The 16,038-nt window shown below is 53.4% G+C and carries 10 protein-coding genes, 1 tRNA gene and 1 pseudogene; 8 read left to right on the top strand and 4 right to left on the bottom strand.

All coding sequences use genetic code 11. The annotated features are described in order from the left end of the window. Window positions 1-72 precede the first annotated feature (72 nt). The 4 genes from dnaG (at window position 73) to F3J30_RS16905 (ending at window position 7,047) form a co-directional block, all read left to right on the top strand. Window positions 73-1,818, top strand: coding sequence for a DNA primase (gene dnaG, locus F3J30_RS16890; RefSeq protein WP_014071815.1), 1,746 nt, complete (start codon window positions 73-75; stop codon window positions 1,816-1,818). A gap of 165 nt (window positions 1,819-1,983) precedes the next feature. Further along, a complete protein-coding gene (gene rpoD, locus F3J30_RS16895; protein ID WP_166717982.1) occupies window positions 1,984-3,828 on the top strand; it encodes an RNA polymerase sigma factor RpoD in 1,845 nt (614 codons plus the stop codon). 161 nt (window positions 3,829-3,989) lie between these two features. Next, window positions 3,990-5,039 carry a YncE family protein gene (locus tag F3J30_RS16900; RefSeq protein WP_166717983.1) on the top strand — a complete coding sequence of 350 codons (1,050 nt, stop codon included), beginning with the start codon at window positions 3,990-3,992 and terminating at the stop codon, window positions 5,037-5,039. 10 nt (window positions 5,040-5,049) lie between these two features. After that, window positions 5,050-7,047, top strand: a complete 1,998-nt coding sequence (locus tag F3J30_RS16905; RefSeq protein ID WP_166717984.1) for a TonB-dependent receptor — start codon at window positions 5,050-5,052, stop codon at window positions 7,045-7,047. A 30-nt stretch (window positions 7,048-7,077) separates the two neighbouring features. Here F3J30_RS16905 and mug read toward each other — a convergent pair whose 3' ends face one another. Then, a complete protein-coding gene (mug, locus tag F3J30_RS16910; protein ID WP_014071818.1) occupies window positions 7,078-7,584 on the bottom strand; it encodes a G/U mismatch-specific DNA glycosylase in 507 nt (168 codons plus the stop codon). Window positions 7,585-7,708: 124 nt separating this feature from the next. On the opposite strand from mug, the gene F3J30_RS16915 reads away from it, so the two are divergent. Both F3J30_RS16915 and F3J30_RS16920 read left to right on the top strand, forming a co-directional pair. After that, window positions 7,709-7,784: transfer RNA gene (locus F3J30_RS16915), tRNA-Ile, on the top strand. Window positions 7,785-8,122: 338 nt separating this feature from the next. Beyond that, on the top strand, window positions 8,123-9,292 hold the full coding sequence (locus F3J30_RS16920; protein ID WP_166717985.1) for a DNA repair protein: 1,170 nt from the start codon (window positions 8,123-8,125) through the stop codon (window positions 9,290-9,292). Here F3J30_RS16920 and F3J30_RS16925 read toward each other — a convergent pair whose 3' ends face one another. After that, the gene (locus F3J30_RS16925; protein ID WP_014071820.1) at window positions 9,293-10,057 is read right to left on the bottom strand and encodes a siderophore-interacting protein; all 765 of its coding nucleotides are present in this window, start codon (window positions 10,055-10,057) and stop codon (window positions 9,293-9,295) included. A gap of 239 nt (window positions 10,058-10,296) precedes the next feature. Here F3J30_RS16925 and F3J30_RS16930 point away from each other — a divergent pair. Further along, a pseudogene (locus F3J30_RS16930) lies at window positions 10,297-10,776 on the top strand (PadR family transcriptional regulator); the annotation flags it as partial. Here the strand turns inward: F3J30_RS16930 and F3J30_RS16935 are convergent. Further along, a complete protein-coding gene (locus F3J30_RS16935) occupies window positions 10,773-12,332 on the bottom strand; it encodes a methyl-accepting chemotaxis protein (protein ID WP_166717987.1) in 1,560 nt (519 codons plus the stop codon). The pseudogene F3J30_RS16930 and the gene F3J30_RS16935 sit on opposite strands and share 4 nt — an antisense overlap. A gap of 338 nt (window positions 12,333-12,670) precedes the next feature. Continuing rightward, window positions 12,671-14,191 carry a PAS domain-containing methyl-accepting chemotaxis protein gene (locus F3J30_RS16940; RefSeq protein ID WP_166717988.1) on the bottom strand — a complete coding sequence of 507 codons (1,521 nt, stop codon included), beginning with the start codon at window positions 14,189-14,191 and terminating at the stop codon, window positions 12,671-12,673. Window positions 14,192-14,626: 435 nt separating this feature from the next. Between F3J30_RS16940 and ygjG the strand changes: the two genes are divergently transcribed. After that, window positions 14,627-16,006, top strand: a complete 1,380-nt coding sequence (ygjG, locus tag F3J30_RS16945; RefSeq protein ID WP_168714506.1) for a putrescine aminotransferase — start codon at window positions 14,627-14,629, stop codon at window positions 16,004-16,006. The last annotated feature ends 32 nt before the right edge of the window (window positions 16,007-16,038 follow it).

A 16,038-nucleotide genomic window follows, 5' to 3' on the forward strand; every position in this document is an offset into this window, starting at 1 on the left:
TCGTAAGGCCGTGCTTCCGTAAGGAATGCGCGGCTTGTTTTCGTTTATAAGTCGCTTAATTTTTTGGGGCATATGGCCGGAAGAATCCCACGCGTTTTCATCAATGACCTGCTTGCCAGAACCGACATCGTCGATCTCATCGACGCGCGGGTAAAGCTCAAAAAGCAGGGCAAGAACTACCATGCGTGCTGTCCGTTCCATAACGAAAAAACCCCCTCTTTCACCGTAAACGGTGAAAAACAGTTTTACCACTGCTTCGGCTGTGGCGCTCACGGTAATGCCGTCGATTTTTTAATGAATTACGACAAGCTCGAGTTCGTTGAAACCGTCGAAGAACTGGCGGCGATGCACAACCTTGAAGTGCCGTATGAAGCAGGCAGCGGGCCCACTCAGATAGAGCGCCATCAACGCCAGACGCTGTATCAACTGATGGACGGCCTGAACTCGTTTTACCAACAGTCACTTAAGCACACTGCTGCTGAGCCTGCGCGTCAGTATCTGACTCAGCGCGGACTGAGCGACGATGTCATTGCGCGTTTCGCTATTGGTTACGCCCCGCCCGGTTGGGACAACGTGTTAAAGCGTTTTGGCGGCAATAGCGAAGATCGTAAGTCACTGATTGATGCAGGAATGCTGGTCACCAACGACCAGGGACGAAGCTACGATCGCTTCCGTGAACGGGTGATGTTCCCGATTCGCGATAAGCGTGGCCGGGTGATTGGTTTTGGTGGTCGTGTGCTGGGCGATGCCCTGCCGAAATACCTCAACTCCCCGGAAACCGATATTTTCCATAAGGGCCGCCAGCTTTACGGTCTTTATGAAGCGCAACAGGATAACGCGGAACCTCAGCGTCTTCTCGTCGTCGAAGGGTATATGGATGTTGTCGCACTGGCACAGTATGACATCAACTATGCCGTTGCTTCGCTGGGGACATCGACAACTGCCGACCATATCCAGCTGCTGTTCAGGGTGACCAACAACGTCATCTGCTGTTACGACGGTGACCGTGCCGGACGCGATGCCGCCTGGCGAGCACTGGAAACGGCGCTGCCGTACATGACCGACGGTCGCCAGTTGCGCTTTATGTTTCTGCCTGACGGCGAAGACCCGGATACGCTGGTGCGTAAAGAGGGTAAAGCGGCGTTTGAAGCGCGGATGGAGCAGGCACAGCCGCTCTCCACGTTTTTGTTTAACAGCCTGATGCCGCAGGTCGATTTGAGTACGCCCGATGGCCGCGCTCAGTTGAGCACGCTGGCACTGCCGTTAATCAGCCAGGTGCCTGGCGAAACGCTGCGTATTTATTTGCGTCAGGAGTTAGGCAATAAGCTCGGCATTCTGGATGACAGCCAGCTTGAACGTTTAATGCCAAAACTGGCTGAAACCGGGGCGGTTCGCCCTGCGCCACAGCTAAAACGCACAACCATGCGTATACTGATAGGGTTACTGGTGCAAAACCCCGAACTTGCTCCGCAAGTGCCGTCGCTGGCGGGTTTGAACCACGAAAAATTGCCCGGACTTGGCTTATTTTCAGAATTGGTCAACACTTGTTTGTCGCAGCCAGGTCTGACCACCGGACAACTTTTAGAGCATTATCGCGGCACAAAAGAGTCCGCAACCCTTGAAAAACTGTCGATGTGGGACGATATAGCAGATAAGGATATTGCAGAAAAAACGTTCACCGACTCACTCAACCATATGTTTGATTCGATGCTTGAGCTGCGCCAGGAAGAGTTGATTGCTCGCGAGCGCACACACGGTTTAAGCAGCGAAGAACGCCGGGAACTCTGGATGTTGAACCAGGAACTGGCGAAAAAATAAGTTAAAGACAAAAGTATTTAACGGCTTAAGTGCCGAATATCGATCGGGGAGCCCCCGGCAGCCGCACTGAGAGGCAGCGGCAAAAATATAAGTACGCCCTCGCTTTAAAGGTTGGCAGCCCTATCGCCAACACCAATCAAACGAATTAAGTGTGGATACCGTCTTATGGAGCAAAACCCGCAGTCACAGCTGAAACTTCTTGTCCAACGTGGTAAGGAGCAAGGCTATCTGACCTATGCCGAGGTCAATGACCATCTGCCGGAAGATATCGTCGATTCAGATCAGATCGAAGACATCATCCAAATGATCAATGACATGGGTATTCAGGTGATGGAAGAAGCACCGGATGCCGATGATCTGTTGCTGGCTGAAACCTCCAACAACACTGACGAAGATGCGGAAGAAGCTGCTGCACAGGTACTGTCCAGCGTGGAATCTGAAATCGGGCGCACCACCGACCCGGTCCGCATGTACATGCGCGAAATGGGCACCGTTGAACTGTTGACCCGCGAAGGCGAAATCGACATCGCTAAGCGCATCGAAGACGGGATCAACCAGGTTCAGTGTTCCGTTGCCGAATACCCGGAAGCAATCACTTATCTGCTGGAACAGTACGACCGCGTTGAAGCTGAAGAAGCGCGTCTGTCTGACCTGATCACCGGTTTTGTTGATCCGAACGCTGAAGAAGATTTGGCGCCGACTGCTACTCACGTCGGTTCTGAGTTGTCCCAGGAAGAGATGGATGACGACGAAGACGAAGATGAAGAAGACAGCGACGACGACAGCGACGACGACAACAGCATCGACCCTGAGCTGGCCCGCGAGAAGTTCGGCGAACTGCGTACGCAGTACGAACTGACCCGTGACACCATCAAAGCAAAAGGCCGTAGCCACGCCGCTGCTCAGGAAGAGATTCTGAAACTGTCTGAAGTCTTCAAACAGTTCCGCCTGGTGCCAAAACAGTTCGACTACCTGGTAAACAGTATGCGCGTCATGATGGACCGCGTGCGTACCCAGGAACGTATCATCATGAAACTGTGTGTTGAACAGTGCAAGATGCCGAAGAAGAACTTCATCACGCTCTTCACTGGCAACGAAACCAGCGAAACCTGGTTCAACGCCGCTATCGCGATGAACAAGCCGTGGTCTGAAAAACTGCATGACGTGAAAGAAGACGTGCATCGCGGGCTGCAGAAACTCCAGCAGATTGAAGAAGAAACCGGCCTGACCATCGAGCAAGTGAAGGATATCAACCGTCGTATGTCTATCGGTGAAGCGAAAGCCCGCCGTGCGAAAAAAGAGATGGTTGAAGCGAACTTACGTCTGGTTATCTCTATCGCCAAGAAATACACCAACCGTGGTCTGCAATTCCTGGATCTTATTCAGGAAGGCAACATCGGTCTGATGAAAGCGGTAGATAAATTTGAATACCGTCGTGGTTACAAGTTCTCCACCTACGCAACCTGGTGGATCCGTCAGGCTATCACCCGCTCTATCGCGGATCAGGCGCGCACCATCCGTATTCCGGTGCATATGATTGAGACGATTAACAAACTCAACCGTATCTCCCGCCAGATGCTGCAAGAGATGGGCCGCGAGCCAACGCCAGAAGAGCTGGCTGAACGTATGCTGATGCCGGAAGACAAGATCCGTAAAGTGCTGAAGATTGCCAAAGAGCCTATCTCCATGGAAACGCCAATCGGCGACGATGAAGATTCGCATCTGGGTGATTTCATCGAGGATACCACCCTCGAGCTGCCGCTGGACTCTGCCACCACCGAGAGCCTGCGTGCCGCAACGCACGACGTTCTGGCTGGCCTGACCGCCCGTGAAGCAAAAGTTCTGCGTATGCGTTTCGGTATCGACATGAATACCGACCACACGCTGGAAGAAGTGGGTAAACAGTTCGACGTTACCCGCGAACGTATCCGTCAGATCGAAGCGAAGGCGCTGCGTAAATTGCGCCACCCGAGCCGCTCTGAAGTGCTGCGTAGCTTCCTGGACGACTAATCCGTCCGCGATGAAAAAGCTCCCTTCGGGGAGCTTTTTTTTTTGGGATTTTCCGTAGAGTACAAAAATTAGTAGGTACCCCCCGCAATAGATGCAATTGTAAATGATATTTACTTTCATTATCATTTTTCTTTTCGTAAACTACTGTAAAGAAAAATTACATGAATTTCAAAATATTAAAAAATCAATCTCTCTGCGCGCTCGCGATTTCTCTGGCCCTTCACGCGGGTTCTGCCTGTGCAAAGGACTTCTCCGAGGATCAGTTTTCTTCCCAACCGCTAGGTCACGGCGTTTACGAACTGGCTTATGATGCCGGACAAAATGCGGTCTATGCGGCGTCCGCCCCCTCTTTCGATAAAGATAAAACCGCCGGCGAAATGTTCCTGCTTTCAGCTGACTCGCTGAAGGTTGATAAGCGAATCGCGACCCAACGCCGCCCCTTCGCCGTTTCACTGGATGAAGCCAACCACATTCTCTGGTTAGGCAATGCGCTGGATGGCTCATTAACCCTGCTGGATACCCGCACCAACAAAGAAGTGAAGACGCTCCAGCTCGCGGATGATGAAAACAAAGCGCACGTCCGCGAAGTGGTACTCGATAAGAAACACCAGCGACTCTACGTCTCCGGGATTGGCAGTGAAGGCAAAGGCGTGCTGTGGGTTGTCGACACTAAAAACCAGACGCTTGCGCATACCCTGAAAGGAATGGATCCGGTCGGTTTTGCCGTCAACGAATCCGGGGACAAAGTGTATGCCGTCACCGGCAAAGGCGAACTGGTAACGCTGGATGGCAAAACGTCCCAGGTGACTTCTCGCGTGAAGGTTGACCCATCCGAGCCAAAACATTACTTCCTGAATATCGCCCTGAACACCGCCAAAGGCGTCGGGTTTATCGCCGATACCAACACCGCCGATGTGCTGGTTGTACAGCTCGATTCCGGTAAGTTAGTTCACCGCGTTCCCACGCCGAACTCCATTGCCGCCGTCTACAACCCGGCGCGCAACGAAGTGTACGTTACCCATCGCAATGCCCGTCAGATAAGCGTTATCGATGCCAACACCTACAGCCTGAAACACACCATTAAAACGGCCGCCATGCCCAACAGCATGGTGCTTTCTCCGGACAGCAAAACGCTCTTTGTCAGCGTGAAGCAGGATGAAAAAGCCACCCAGGCTGACTATGTGCTCAAACTCGATTTAACCCAATTCTGAGGATTGCTTTGTGATTAACCAGACACGTACGGCGCTGGCGATTTCGCTCGCCCTCGCCAGCCTTCCTGCGGCCGTTTTTGCCGAGGAGACAACACCCGCTAATGAAGATCAGATGGTGGTCACCGCCACCGGTTTCGCCCAGGAGCGCCGCGAAGCACCGGCAACCATCTCCGTGGTCGGCGAGAAAGAGCTGAACACCCGTTCGAACCAGAACGTGACCGAAGCGTTGCGTGAAATGCCCGGTGTATTAGTGGGGAACGGCAACGGGAGCCTTGCCACCGGCGATGTGCAGATGCGCGGCATGGACTCCACGTATACCTCCTACATGGTCAACGGCATCAAACAAGGAACCCGCGAGTCCCGCCCTTACGGCCACCATATCGGCACCGAAGCGGCATTCCTGCCACCGCTTGCGGCTATCGAACGTATCGAGGTGATCCGTGGGCCAATGTCCTCCCTGTATGGTTCAGACTCCATTGGCGGCGTGGTGAACGTCATCACCAAAAAAGGCTACAACCTGGATAAATGGACCGGGGTGCTGGAGGATAACTACTTCCTTCAGGAAAAAAGCGAGTACGGCAACACCAACCAGACCAATGCCTTTTTGATGGGGCCGGTCATTCCAGGCAAACTCGGCGTGAGCGTGGCGGCGGATTACCTTGATCGCCGTGACGACGACAGCCAGAACGATGAGCGTTTTGTTAAGCACCAGGCTGGCAACCTGGATGCCACCATCAACATGTCGCCAACCGACACCCAACTGTGGGATTTGAACGTCGTCAAAGGACATCAGGTAAAATCACACAACGATAAAGCCTGGCAATGGGACTTCGACAGAGACGCTGCATCATTATCCCAGCACGCGTGGTACGGCGACGACCTGGTGGAAGTGAAGAACTTCATCAGTTACGAGAACGCCAAAACCGAATACCGCATACCGGGCATGAGCTCGCAGTTTATCAAGCAGAAAAACTATGAAGCCAACAGCGCAAACACCTTTAATCTTGGCGATCATAAGCTGACCCTCGGGATCAACTTCACCCGCAATGAGCTGGATGATACGTTCGGTATTGCCGACAAAGAGGTTCCGGGGATCACGCCGGTCAGCGAGATCAGCCGTAACGGCTGGGCCGTGTTTGCCGAAGACGCATGGATGATGGTACCGGACTTCACGCTGACCACGTCGGCACGTCTCGACCATGACAGCTACTTTGGCTACCACGTGACGCCGAAACTCTACGGGAACTGGACGATTGATGAAAGCTGGGCGCTGAAAGGTGGCGTATCGGCGGGCTATAAAAAGCCAGACCTGCGTGAGAACAATGAAGGTTTTACCAGCGTCTACGGCTCCTATCCTTATTCATATATCGGGATCGGTAACGATGACCTGAAGCCAGAGCAGAGCGTCAACACCGAGCTGGGCGTCTACTGGCAACAGGATACACTGGCGCTGGATGCCACCGCGTTCTTCACCAAATTTAAAGACAAGATCAGCGACTACACCATCTGCACCGCAACTGCCACGCAGAAGTGTATTTACAACGGTTATGAAGCTGAAGAAGTGTCCCAGTATTTCAACGTCAGCGATGCGGAAATCTATGGTCTGGAGCTGAATGCCGACTGGCAGGTCACTCCAGCTCTGAAGGCTAACGCAAACTATACCTACACTCACAGCGAGCAAAAAAGCGGTCAGTATAAGGGAGAGGCGCTGAACGAATTCCCGAGCAGTATGGCCAACCTGTCACTGACGTGGAATGCGCTCAATGACCTGGAGCTGTGGACTACAAGCAGCTGGCGCAGTAATACGCCAAACACCGGCAAATCGACCTCAACCGAGGCCTATGCACTGGTCGATTTAGGCGCCCGCTACCATCTCAATAAGAACATCACGCTGATGGCGGGAGTTTATAACCTGTTCGACGTGAACCCGATTTACAAAACGTCCTATAACCAGTCTTCCATCCTGGAAGGACGCCGCTACAACATGGGCGCTCGATTCGAGTTCTGATAGTACTGCCGGAGCCTCAGGCTCCGGCGGTTACAGCCCGCGAACGACTAAAGCTTCGTCGAGTTCGCGATACGCCTCAACCAGCTTATCCAGCGTCGCCCTGTTCAGCCCGCTCGGGTTTGGCAGTACCCACACCTGCGTGACGCCGATAGTGATTCGTTGTTTACCCCACTGCGTTCCGCGCTGACTAAACGCCTGCTCGTAGGCCTGCTTCCCGAGGATCGCCAGCGCCGCTGGCTGGTAGTCTTCCATCTTTTTAATCAGCTCACGCCCGCCACTGCGCAGTTCGTGCAGATTGACTTCGGTTGCCTGTACCGTTGGCCGCTCGACCAGCATAGTGATCCCGCAGCGTGTATCCAGCAGATGCTGTTCCTCTTCGGGCTTCAGTAACCTGTCGGTAAACCCTGCCTGATGGATAACCTTCCAGAAGCGATTTCCCGGATGAGCAAAGTGAAAACCGGTGTGCGCAGAGGACTTACCGGGGTTGATACCGCAGAACACCACCCGCAGGCCCGGGGCAAGAATATCGTTGATCATGTTTACTCCGATCGATACATCATCCGGGAAGTATAAAGGATTGATTATGCATTGTTTATAAAAACAGCAGGCAGGTGTGAATGGCTGGATCGCTGCGGGGAGTTACTTTATAATTCACCGCCACGGCCCCTTAGCTCAGTGGTTAGAGCAGGCGACTCATAATCGCTTGGTCGCTGGTTCAAGTCCAGCAGGGGCCACCAAATACAGCAAGGGCTGGAGAGAAATCTCCGGCCCTTTTGTTTTTCTTGAGACCACTGGCAGCTACAGTGCTTTCCAGGGCTCCAGTTGCGTGACTTTCGGGTAAAGCGATTGTCTGCGGTTAGTTTTCGTTATCAAACAGCTGAACACCTCTATTGCTGATCCTATACGCAGCGCTCCCTGCGCCAGGAACACAACAAACCTCTCACTCATCGTCAAAAACCCGAAAAACTAAAGAAATCCCCCATCGCGCCGATCATCATCCGTGTGTATTATTTCCTGTAGCGTTTACAACAACTAACCTTAACTCAAATACTTAAGCCCCAAAGCGAAAGGCATCATGAGCACACCGATCAAACGGCTAGAAATCATTAAAAATGCCATTGAACTGGAAGATGACGACATCATCATTAGCCAGCTGGCACGCCTGAAAAATGAAGCGTTTGGCGATGAGCTACAGGCAATCGTCGTGGCGCTTGAGCAGAAGAATTACACCGCCGCCATCGCAGCTATTACCGCCTGGTTACAAAGCCAGCGGGCAATTACCCAGTGGCGCGATCCGCAGGTGGCGGCCAGCAAGCTGGAGCTGAAAGCGCTGGAAGAACGCCTGCGGGATCTTATCGATCGTCGCAATGCTCGCGTACAGCAGCTTGATGAGTTCAACGATCTCTATTTCTCCCGCCTGGGGCCGCTGATGCAGCAGATCCTCGCCCTGCGCAAAACACTTGCCGAGCTGAATCTTCGTCGTCAGCAGGCAGAAGCGCGTCGTCGCGAAGAGGACTATCGCCGCTGCCAGCAGTATATGGCGCAGGCGGTAGAGGTGTTAGCAACACTGACCCAGCGCTGGCGTGAGCTGCCAGCGGATTCAGTGCAGGCTGCGGAAGCACGCAAGCAGCTTCAGCAGCAAAGCAACCTGATTGCTAATTTGCTGGCCGAAGCACTGGAGCTGGAAAGCGGGTTAACGCGTGAAGAAGAGCCCGCACGTCAGGCGCGGGATGATGCCAATGACGAGTATGAAAAATACCGTGAGCAGCACCACGATGCCGAGGTTCGTCTGCGAAAAGGGAAAAACCTCTCCGAAGAGGATCAGAACGAGCTAAAACGGCTCTGGCGTCAGGCGAGCAAGCTGTGCCACCCGGATCTGGTGGCAGACGATCTGAAAGAAGAAGCCAACACCATGATGGTGCAGCTGAATCAGGCCAAACAACGTGGAGACGTGAAAGCCATTCGCTCTCTGGTTGCTCGTCTGCAACAGGGCTTTGAGCCACTGATGGCAAGCGACCGGCTGAACGATCTGGAGCGTATCCGCAAAAAAATGGCGCAGGTACGCGAGCAAATCGACACCTTAGTGAACGAGCTGGCCGAGCTGGAAAAAGAAGAGTCCTGGCTGCTGGTCTCGTCTCTTAGCAATATGGAAGCTTACTTTGTCCAGCAGGAGAAAGCCCTGCATGACGTCCGCGCCTCGCTCGAACATCAGGTGAGCGAAGCGCAGCTGGATACCGCAGCGTAATTATTTGGCGTGCCAGTACGCGCTGGCACGCACTAATTGCTGATCAATCTCGTCATTTTCAAACTGACGGCTCAGGCTTTTCACCACCTTCCCTTCCCCGGTTAACCAGATAAAGTAATCCTCGGCGGGTACGTTAAACGCCGCCAGTTGGTCAGCCACCGCCTGCTCGCTATGCCCGACCACCCAGGTGATGTTGAACTCACTCAGATGCGCCAGATAATCCTTGTAAGATGCATCGCCAATGGTCACAACAGCATGAATTTCAGGGCGTACTGGCAGTTTTGCTATCGCTTCTAAACGACGACGCAGCGCAGGCATCCCGGACTCATCGCACACGTACAACTGCCAGGCGTAATCCTCCGCGACCACCAGTGAACCGCGCGGGCCGCCGATGGTGAGTGTGTCACCCACTTTCGCCTGTAGCGCCCAGTTGCTGGCAACGCCGCCATCATGGACAAAGAAATCGAAGACCAGTTCATGACGCGCTTCATCGTACAGCGGTGTGTAGTCACGCGCCTGTGGGCGCACGCCTTCGCCCCAGTTGATCCCTTCATCGGTAACCACTGGCGGGACAAACGTCGCCCCTGGCTCCGGGAAAAAGACTTTGCTGTGGTCGTCGAAGCCTCTGGAGCTAAAGCCCTCCAGGGCATCTCCGCCTAAGACGATGCGCTGGAAGCCAGCCGCGACTCGCTCAACGCGGAGCACAGTCAGCTCGCGAAAGCGCAGGTCGTTACGGACGCGTTGTGGGTAGCGGGTCGATGTCATTTTTATGCCTTCCTGATGTGAATACGATATATCTAAATTAAACTGCAAATGATAATGATTGCTAACAATCAGGATTGCAAGATATTTTTTGATATAGTTAACACCAGACAAACCGCACAATAAAAATAACAACATAATCATGTAATTAACTAATTACGCGACGACTATATTGCTATTAAGACATATTTAGATATAAATTAGATATATCATTTTTAGGAGATACGATGCGACACGCACACGAAGGCGGTGGACGCCGCCAGCGATTTTTCGGCCACGGCGAGCTCCGGCTGGTAATTCTGGATATTCTGACCCGCAATGCGAGCCACGGTTACGAACTGATCAAAGAGATTGAGAACATGACTCAGGGAAACTACACCCCGAGTCCAGGTGTCATCTACCCGACCCTCGATTTCTTGCAGGATCAGACCTTTATCACCATCACAGAAGAAGAAACCGGGCGCAAAAAAATTGCCATTACCCTGGCCGGGCAACATTGGCTGGATGAAAATCTGGAACATCTGGAGAACATTCAGCTGCGGATCAAAGCCCGCTGCGTGGGCTTCCAGTTGCGAAAAAACCCGCAGATGAAGCGGGCTCTGGATAACTTCAAGGCCGTGCTCGACCTCAGGGTCAATCAGGGAGAGCTCAGCGATGCGCAGCTTAAGCAGATCATCGGCGTTATCGACCGCGCGGCGCTGGAGATCTCCCAGCTGGATTAAGCCGGTGCGTACTCGTTCACGCGGAAGACTTTTACCAGCTCTTTCAGCTGCGTCGCTTGCTCGTTAAGCGATGCAGCCGCCGCAACAGACTCCTCCACCAGCGCCGAGTTCTGCTGAGTGGTGGCGTCGATCAGGCCAATCGCACTGTTAATCTGCGAGATACCTTCAGTCTGCTCATGGCTGGCCTGACGGATCTCCCGCAGGATGACATCCATCTCTTCCACGTTGCCGACCATGCCGTTGATAAGCCCACTGGCTTTCTCGACCAGGTTCATCCCGTCCTGAGTCTGGCTGGTTGAGCTTTCAATCAGCTGGCGGATCTCACTGGCAGAAGACGCACTCTTCTGTGCCAGCTGGCGCACTTCACCTGCCACCACAGCAAAGCCACGACCGTGTTCACCCGCACGCGCCGCTTCCACTGCCGCATTCAGTGCCAGAATATTGGTCTGGAAGGCAATGGCGTCGATCAGGTCGATGATGTCGGACATCCGGTTTGATGTTTCGTTAATCAGGCGCATTTTGCTGGTCACCTGCTTCATCATCTCGCCGTTGTTTTTTACCACCGTGGCCGCATCGGCAGAGAGGTTGGTCGCTTCCCCGGTATGTGATGCGGTGTTTTTTACCGTTGCCGTGATTTGTTCCATCGATGCCGCAGTCTGTTCAACAGAGCTGGCCTGCTCTTCCGTGCGCGCAGCTAAATCCTGGTTACCGGCGACAATCTGCGCGGCGGCGCTGGAAATGTTTTCTGAGCCGGTCTGCACCTGCTGCACAATCTCCAGCAAGCGGGTTTTCATCTCCATCAACGCATTGAGCAGATGGCCGGTTTCATCCTTACCGTGGGAGGTGATATTGCGTGTCAGGTCACCTTGTGCAATCGCTTCGGCAAAGGCCACTGCGGTACCCAGTGGGCGGGTAATCGAACGCACAATGTACCAGCCAATCAGGCTGCCAGCGCCCACGCTAAACAGCGTGATAACAATCAACCACAGGCGGTTGTTTTTGAAATCACCATCCACCTGCGCGCCAGCGCTTTGCATCTGACCGTTCTGAACGCTGATAAGCTCCTTCACTTTATCCTTGTAGGCCTTTTGCAGGTTGAGCGTGTTGGTCATCATCTCCTGAATCGCCCCTGCGCGATCGTTGTTCTGTACGGCCTGCAAAATGCGGTAGCGGGAGTCGAGATACTGCTGGCGCACCCCGCGAATATCAGCCAGAACCTGCTGAGATTTTCGATCGTGCAGTTCGTTATTCAGGTCACCCAGGATAACGGTGATATGTTCGCTGATCTCTTTCAGATGCTGCTGGGACTGTGCGGTGTACTTGCCCTGCTCATCCAGCAACATGAGCTGCTGAGTGCTAATAAATTCCTGGAAGTTATCGATTAACTCGTTTGCTTTTACCGTGGTCGGATAATCATTGGTGATGATGGTTTGCATCCCGTTGTTGGCCCGGTTCAGACTCAGCAGAGACAAGGTTGCACTGACCACCATCAGTACAATAAAGAATCCAAACGCCAGAAATAATTTCGTGCCGATCTTTACGTCATGTAAGAACATATTTACTCCATCGATGTGATTATTTCCCAGTCGTTCACCGTTATCGGTAACTCATCATCTAACTTTATGACTTTGATCGTTTTTTTATTCAATAACTACCATAATGGATAGGCACTAACTATTAATATTGGCGCATTGATCGTTATACAACCAACGGAATGACGATTTCTGAAACAGTATCGGGGAAAACTGACTTAGGCAGGAATAAATAGCTGAGGTAATTTATTTAGTTATTTAATATATATTTAACATTAAATGGTAATAGTAATTACAAATAGCGGAAATAATAAAGCCGTTTATTCCGGACGAAATAAACGGCTTTCTGGAACTTTACTGACTCAATGCAGCACTGTCACCGCGTCTTCCAGACGCCCGGCACGGTGTTTAACCATGGCGGAGATCTGCGCGCTCTCTTCTACCAGGTCGGCATTTTTCTGGGTGATGCTGTCCAACTCGGCGACTGCGCGGGTCAGCTCCGATAACCCGGTTGCCTGCTCAGAAGTCGAGTGGCTAATCTGCGCGATAAGCTGGGTCACGTTTTTCACCTGCTCTACGATGTCGTCCATCGTGCGGCCTGCGGCGTGAACCTGGTCGGAGCCCGACTGCACTTTACTGGCGCTGGCATCAATAAGCTTACGGATATCGTTGGCCGCATTGGCGCTGCGGCTGGCCAGGTGGCGAACCTCGCCTGCCACTACCGCAAAGCCTTTACCCTGCTCACCCGCTCTTGCCGCCTCTACCGCCGCGTTCAGCGCCAGAATATTCGTCTGGAATGCAATGTCGTTGATAAGCGAGGTAATCGAGCCAATCCGCTGAGTGCTGTCGGCAATATCGTCCATGGTTTTCACCACGGTCTGCATCGCATTTCCGCCTTCGGTTGCCGCGCTGCTGGCGGCCATAGAAAGCTTATCTACTTCGGCGGCCGTTTCAGAGTTGCTTTGTACCGAGGCCGCCATCTGGTTCATTGTCGCCACGGTCTGCTGTACGTTCGTAACGGTCTGACGCGTGCGGTCGTTGAGATCCTCATTGCCCTGCGCCAGCCTGTCGCTGCCATCGCGCACGCTGACCACCTGACTTGAAACGTCATTAATCAGCCAGCGGCACATCAGCCCCAGTTGCCCGACAGCTCGTAAAGTCAGCCCCAGCTCGTCGCTGCGGTTGAGGTGCTGCACGGTGTTGCGATCGCCGGTGGCGACCTTCAGCGCCTGGCGCGCCACATTTTCCACCGGGCGGACAATTTGCTGCTCAAACAGCAGGGTTCCCAGCAACATGACAACAGCCGCCGCCACAAACGAAGCCCAGCCTGCGGACGTTGCCCAAAGCGTTGCCGCCATCACCGCAAACAGCACAGCCATCACGCTGCGTACCCGCCAGCGCAGCGGCATTGCCGGCAGTTTGCCGAGCCAGCTTTTGCGTACCACCAGCCCTTTGTGGATCCGTTTGTTGCAGCGCCCGTCATTCAGCGCCTGATATAAAGGCTCCACGGTGGCAATCTCTTCAGCCGTCGCTTTGGTACGAATCGACATATACCCCGTGACCTGGCCGTGACGCACCATCGGCACCGCGTTTGCGCGCACCCAATAGTAGTCGCCATTTTTACGGCGGTTTTTGACAATGCCGCTCCACGGTTCACCCTTTTGTAGCGTGTACCACATATCGGCAAAGGCCGCTTTGGGCATGTCCGGGTGGCGCACCAGATTATGCGGCTGTCCCAGCAGTTCATTGAGTGTATACCCACTCACCTGCACAAAGGTGTCGTTGGTGTGGGTCATGTAGCTGTGCAGGTCGGTGGTCGACATTAAGGTGGTGTCATCGTCCAGAGGATATTCGTTCTGGGTGACATAGGATGGAGAGGACATTATGAGCATCCCTTGCAGGTTATTTGAATGTTAATTTTGTGGCTTAATCTTTTTTCGGCGGTAAACAGTTTATCTTTAGTTGTTAAATTTGACTGGGATCGCAAATTCCGGTTAAACCGCACTTTCTGTATGTTTTTCTAATTAATTGATTTAAAATACTTTCGTTGAGAAATTACTCACAAAGCATGACCTGTTAATGCCCACTAAAGAAGCACGCCCTGCACCACGCAGGTGCAATTGACGAAACCGGCCGCTAAAACATCACCTCTTTCTCTGTCGCTTAATCCCGTCCCGCTTATTTCGGCATGATTAAATACTGAGCAACATAAATTTAACCTGGCGTTTATCCCGATTTTCGTTAAGTCAGCTGAAGTGGCGTAATCCCTGCAATACTTAAACCAGTATCATGTGATACGCGATCCCCGGGAGCACATTTTGAACAGGTTACCTTCCAGCGCCTCGGCTCTTGCCTGTACCGCGCACGCACTGAATCTCATTGAGAAGCGAACGCTTGATCATGAGGAGATGAAACAACTTAACCGAGAGGTCATCGATTACTTTAAAGAGCATGTCAATCCTGGGTTTTTGGAGTATCGCAAATCTGTTACCGCCGGCGGGGATTACGGAGCCGTAGAGCGGCAAGCGGGAAGTCTGAACACGCTTGTCGACACCCAGGGACAGGAATTTATAGATTGCCTGGGTGGTTTTGGCATTTTCAACGTGGGGCACCGTAATCCAGTTGTGGTTTCCGCCGTACAGAATCAACTCGCGAAACAACCTCTTCATAGCCAGGAACTGCTCGACCCGCTTCGCGCCATGCTGGCGAAAACGCTGGCGGCGTTAACGCCGGGCAAACTGAAATACAGCTTCTTTAGTAACAGCGGCACGGAATCGGTCGAAGCGGCGCTGAAACTCGCCAAAGCGTACCAGTCGCCGCGCGGGAAATTCACCTTTATAGCCACCAGTGGCGCGTTCCACGGTAAGTCGTTAGGCTCACTGTCTGCGACCGCGAAATCCACCTTCCGCAAGCCGTTTATGCCGCTGCTGCCTGGCTTCCGCCATGTGCCATTTGGCGATATTAGCGCTATGCGCACTATGCTGAGCGAGTGCCGTAAAACCGGCGACGATGTGGCGGCGGTGATCCTGGAGCCGATTCAGGGCGAAGGTGGCGTGATCCTGCCACCGCCAGGCTATCTGCCTGCCGTGCGTCAGCTGTGCGATGAGTTTGGCGCGCTGCTTATCCTTGACGAAGTGCAGACCGGCATGGGACGCACCGGCAAGATGTTTGCCTGCGAGCACGAAAACGTGCAGCCAGATATCCTGTGCCTGGCGAAAGCGCTCGGCGGCGGTGTGATGCCGATTGGTGCGACGGTCGCGACCGAAGAGGTGTTCTCGGTGTTGTTTGACAACCCGTTCCTGCACACCACTACCTTCGGCGGTAACCCGCTCTCCTGTGCGGCGGCACTGGCCACCATCAACGTGCTGCTGGAGCAAAACCTGCCTGCGCAGGCCGAGCAGAAAGGCGACATGCTGCTGGATGGCTTCCGTCAATTGGGGCGTGAATATCCTGACCTGGTGCAGGAAGCACGCGGCAAAGGGATGCTGATGGCCATTGAGTTTGTCGATAACGAAATCGGCTACAGCTTCGCAAGCGAGATGTTCCGCCAGCGGGTACTGGTGGCCGGTACGCTCAACAACTCAAAAACCATCCGTGTTGAACCACCGCTGACGCTCACCATCGAACAGTGTGAGCTGGTGCTGAAAGCGGCGCGTAAAGCGCTGGCCGCGATGCGGGTCAGTGTGGAAGAAGCGTAATAACCCTTCCCCCTCCTGACGGAGGGGGAAGA

It is taken from the genome of Enterobacter sp. Tr-810 (assembly GCF_011752765.1).
In the GTDB taxonomy this organism is placed as follows: Bacteria; Pseudomonadota; Gammaproteobacteria; order Enterobacterales; family Enterobacteriaceae; genus Enterobacter; species Enterobacter soli.

Coding starts and splice junctions, on each gene's coding strand:
- dnaG (WP_014071815.1), top strand. CDS start 73: ATGGCCGGAAGAATCCCACGCGTTTTCATCAATGACCTGCTTGCCAGA.
- rpoD (WP_166717982.1), top strand. CDS start 1,984: ATGGAGCAAAACCCGCAGTCACAGCTGAAACTTCTTGTCCAACGTGGT.
- F3J30_RS16900 (WP_166717983.1), top strand. CDS start 3,990: ATGAATTTCAAAATATTAAAAAATCAATCTCTCTGCGCGCTCGCGATT.
- mug (WP_014071818.1), bottom strand. CDS start 7,584: ATGATCAACGATATTCTTGCCCCGGGCCTGCGGGTGGTGTTCTGCGGT.
- F3J30_RS16920 (WP_166717985.1), top strand. CDS start 8,123: ATGAGCACACCGATCAAACGGCTAGAAATCATTAAAAATGCCATTGAA.
- F3J30_RS16925 (WP_014071820.1), bottom strand. CDS start 10,057: ATGACATCGACCCGCTACCCACAACGCGTCCGTAACGACCTGCGCTTT.
- F3J30_RS16935 (WP_166717987.1), bottom strand. CDS start 12,332: ATGTTCTTACATGACGTAAAGATCGGCACGAAATTATTTCTGGCGTTT.
- F3J30_RS16940 (WP_166717988.1), bottom strand. CDS start 14,191: ATGTCCTCTCCATCCTATGTCACCCAGAACGAATATCCTCTGGACGAT.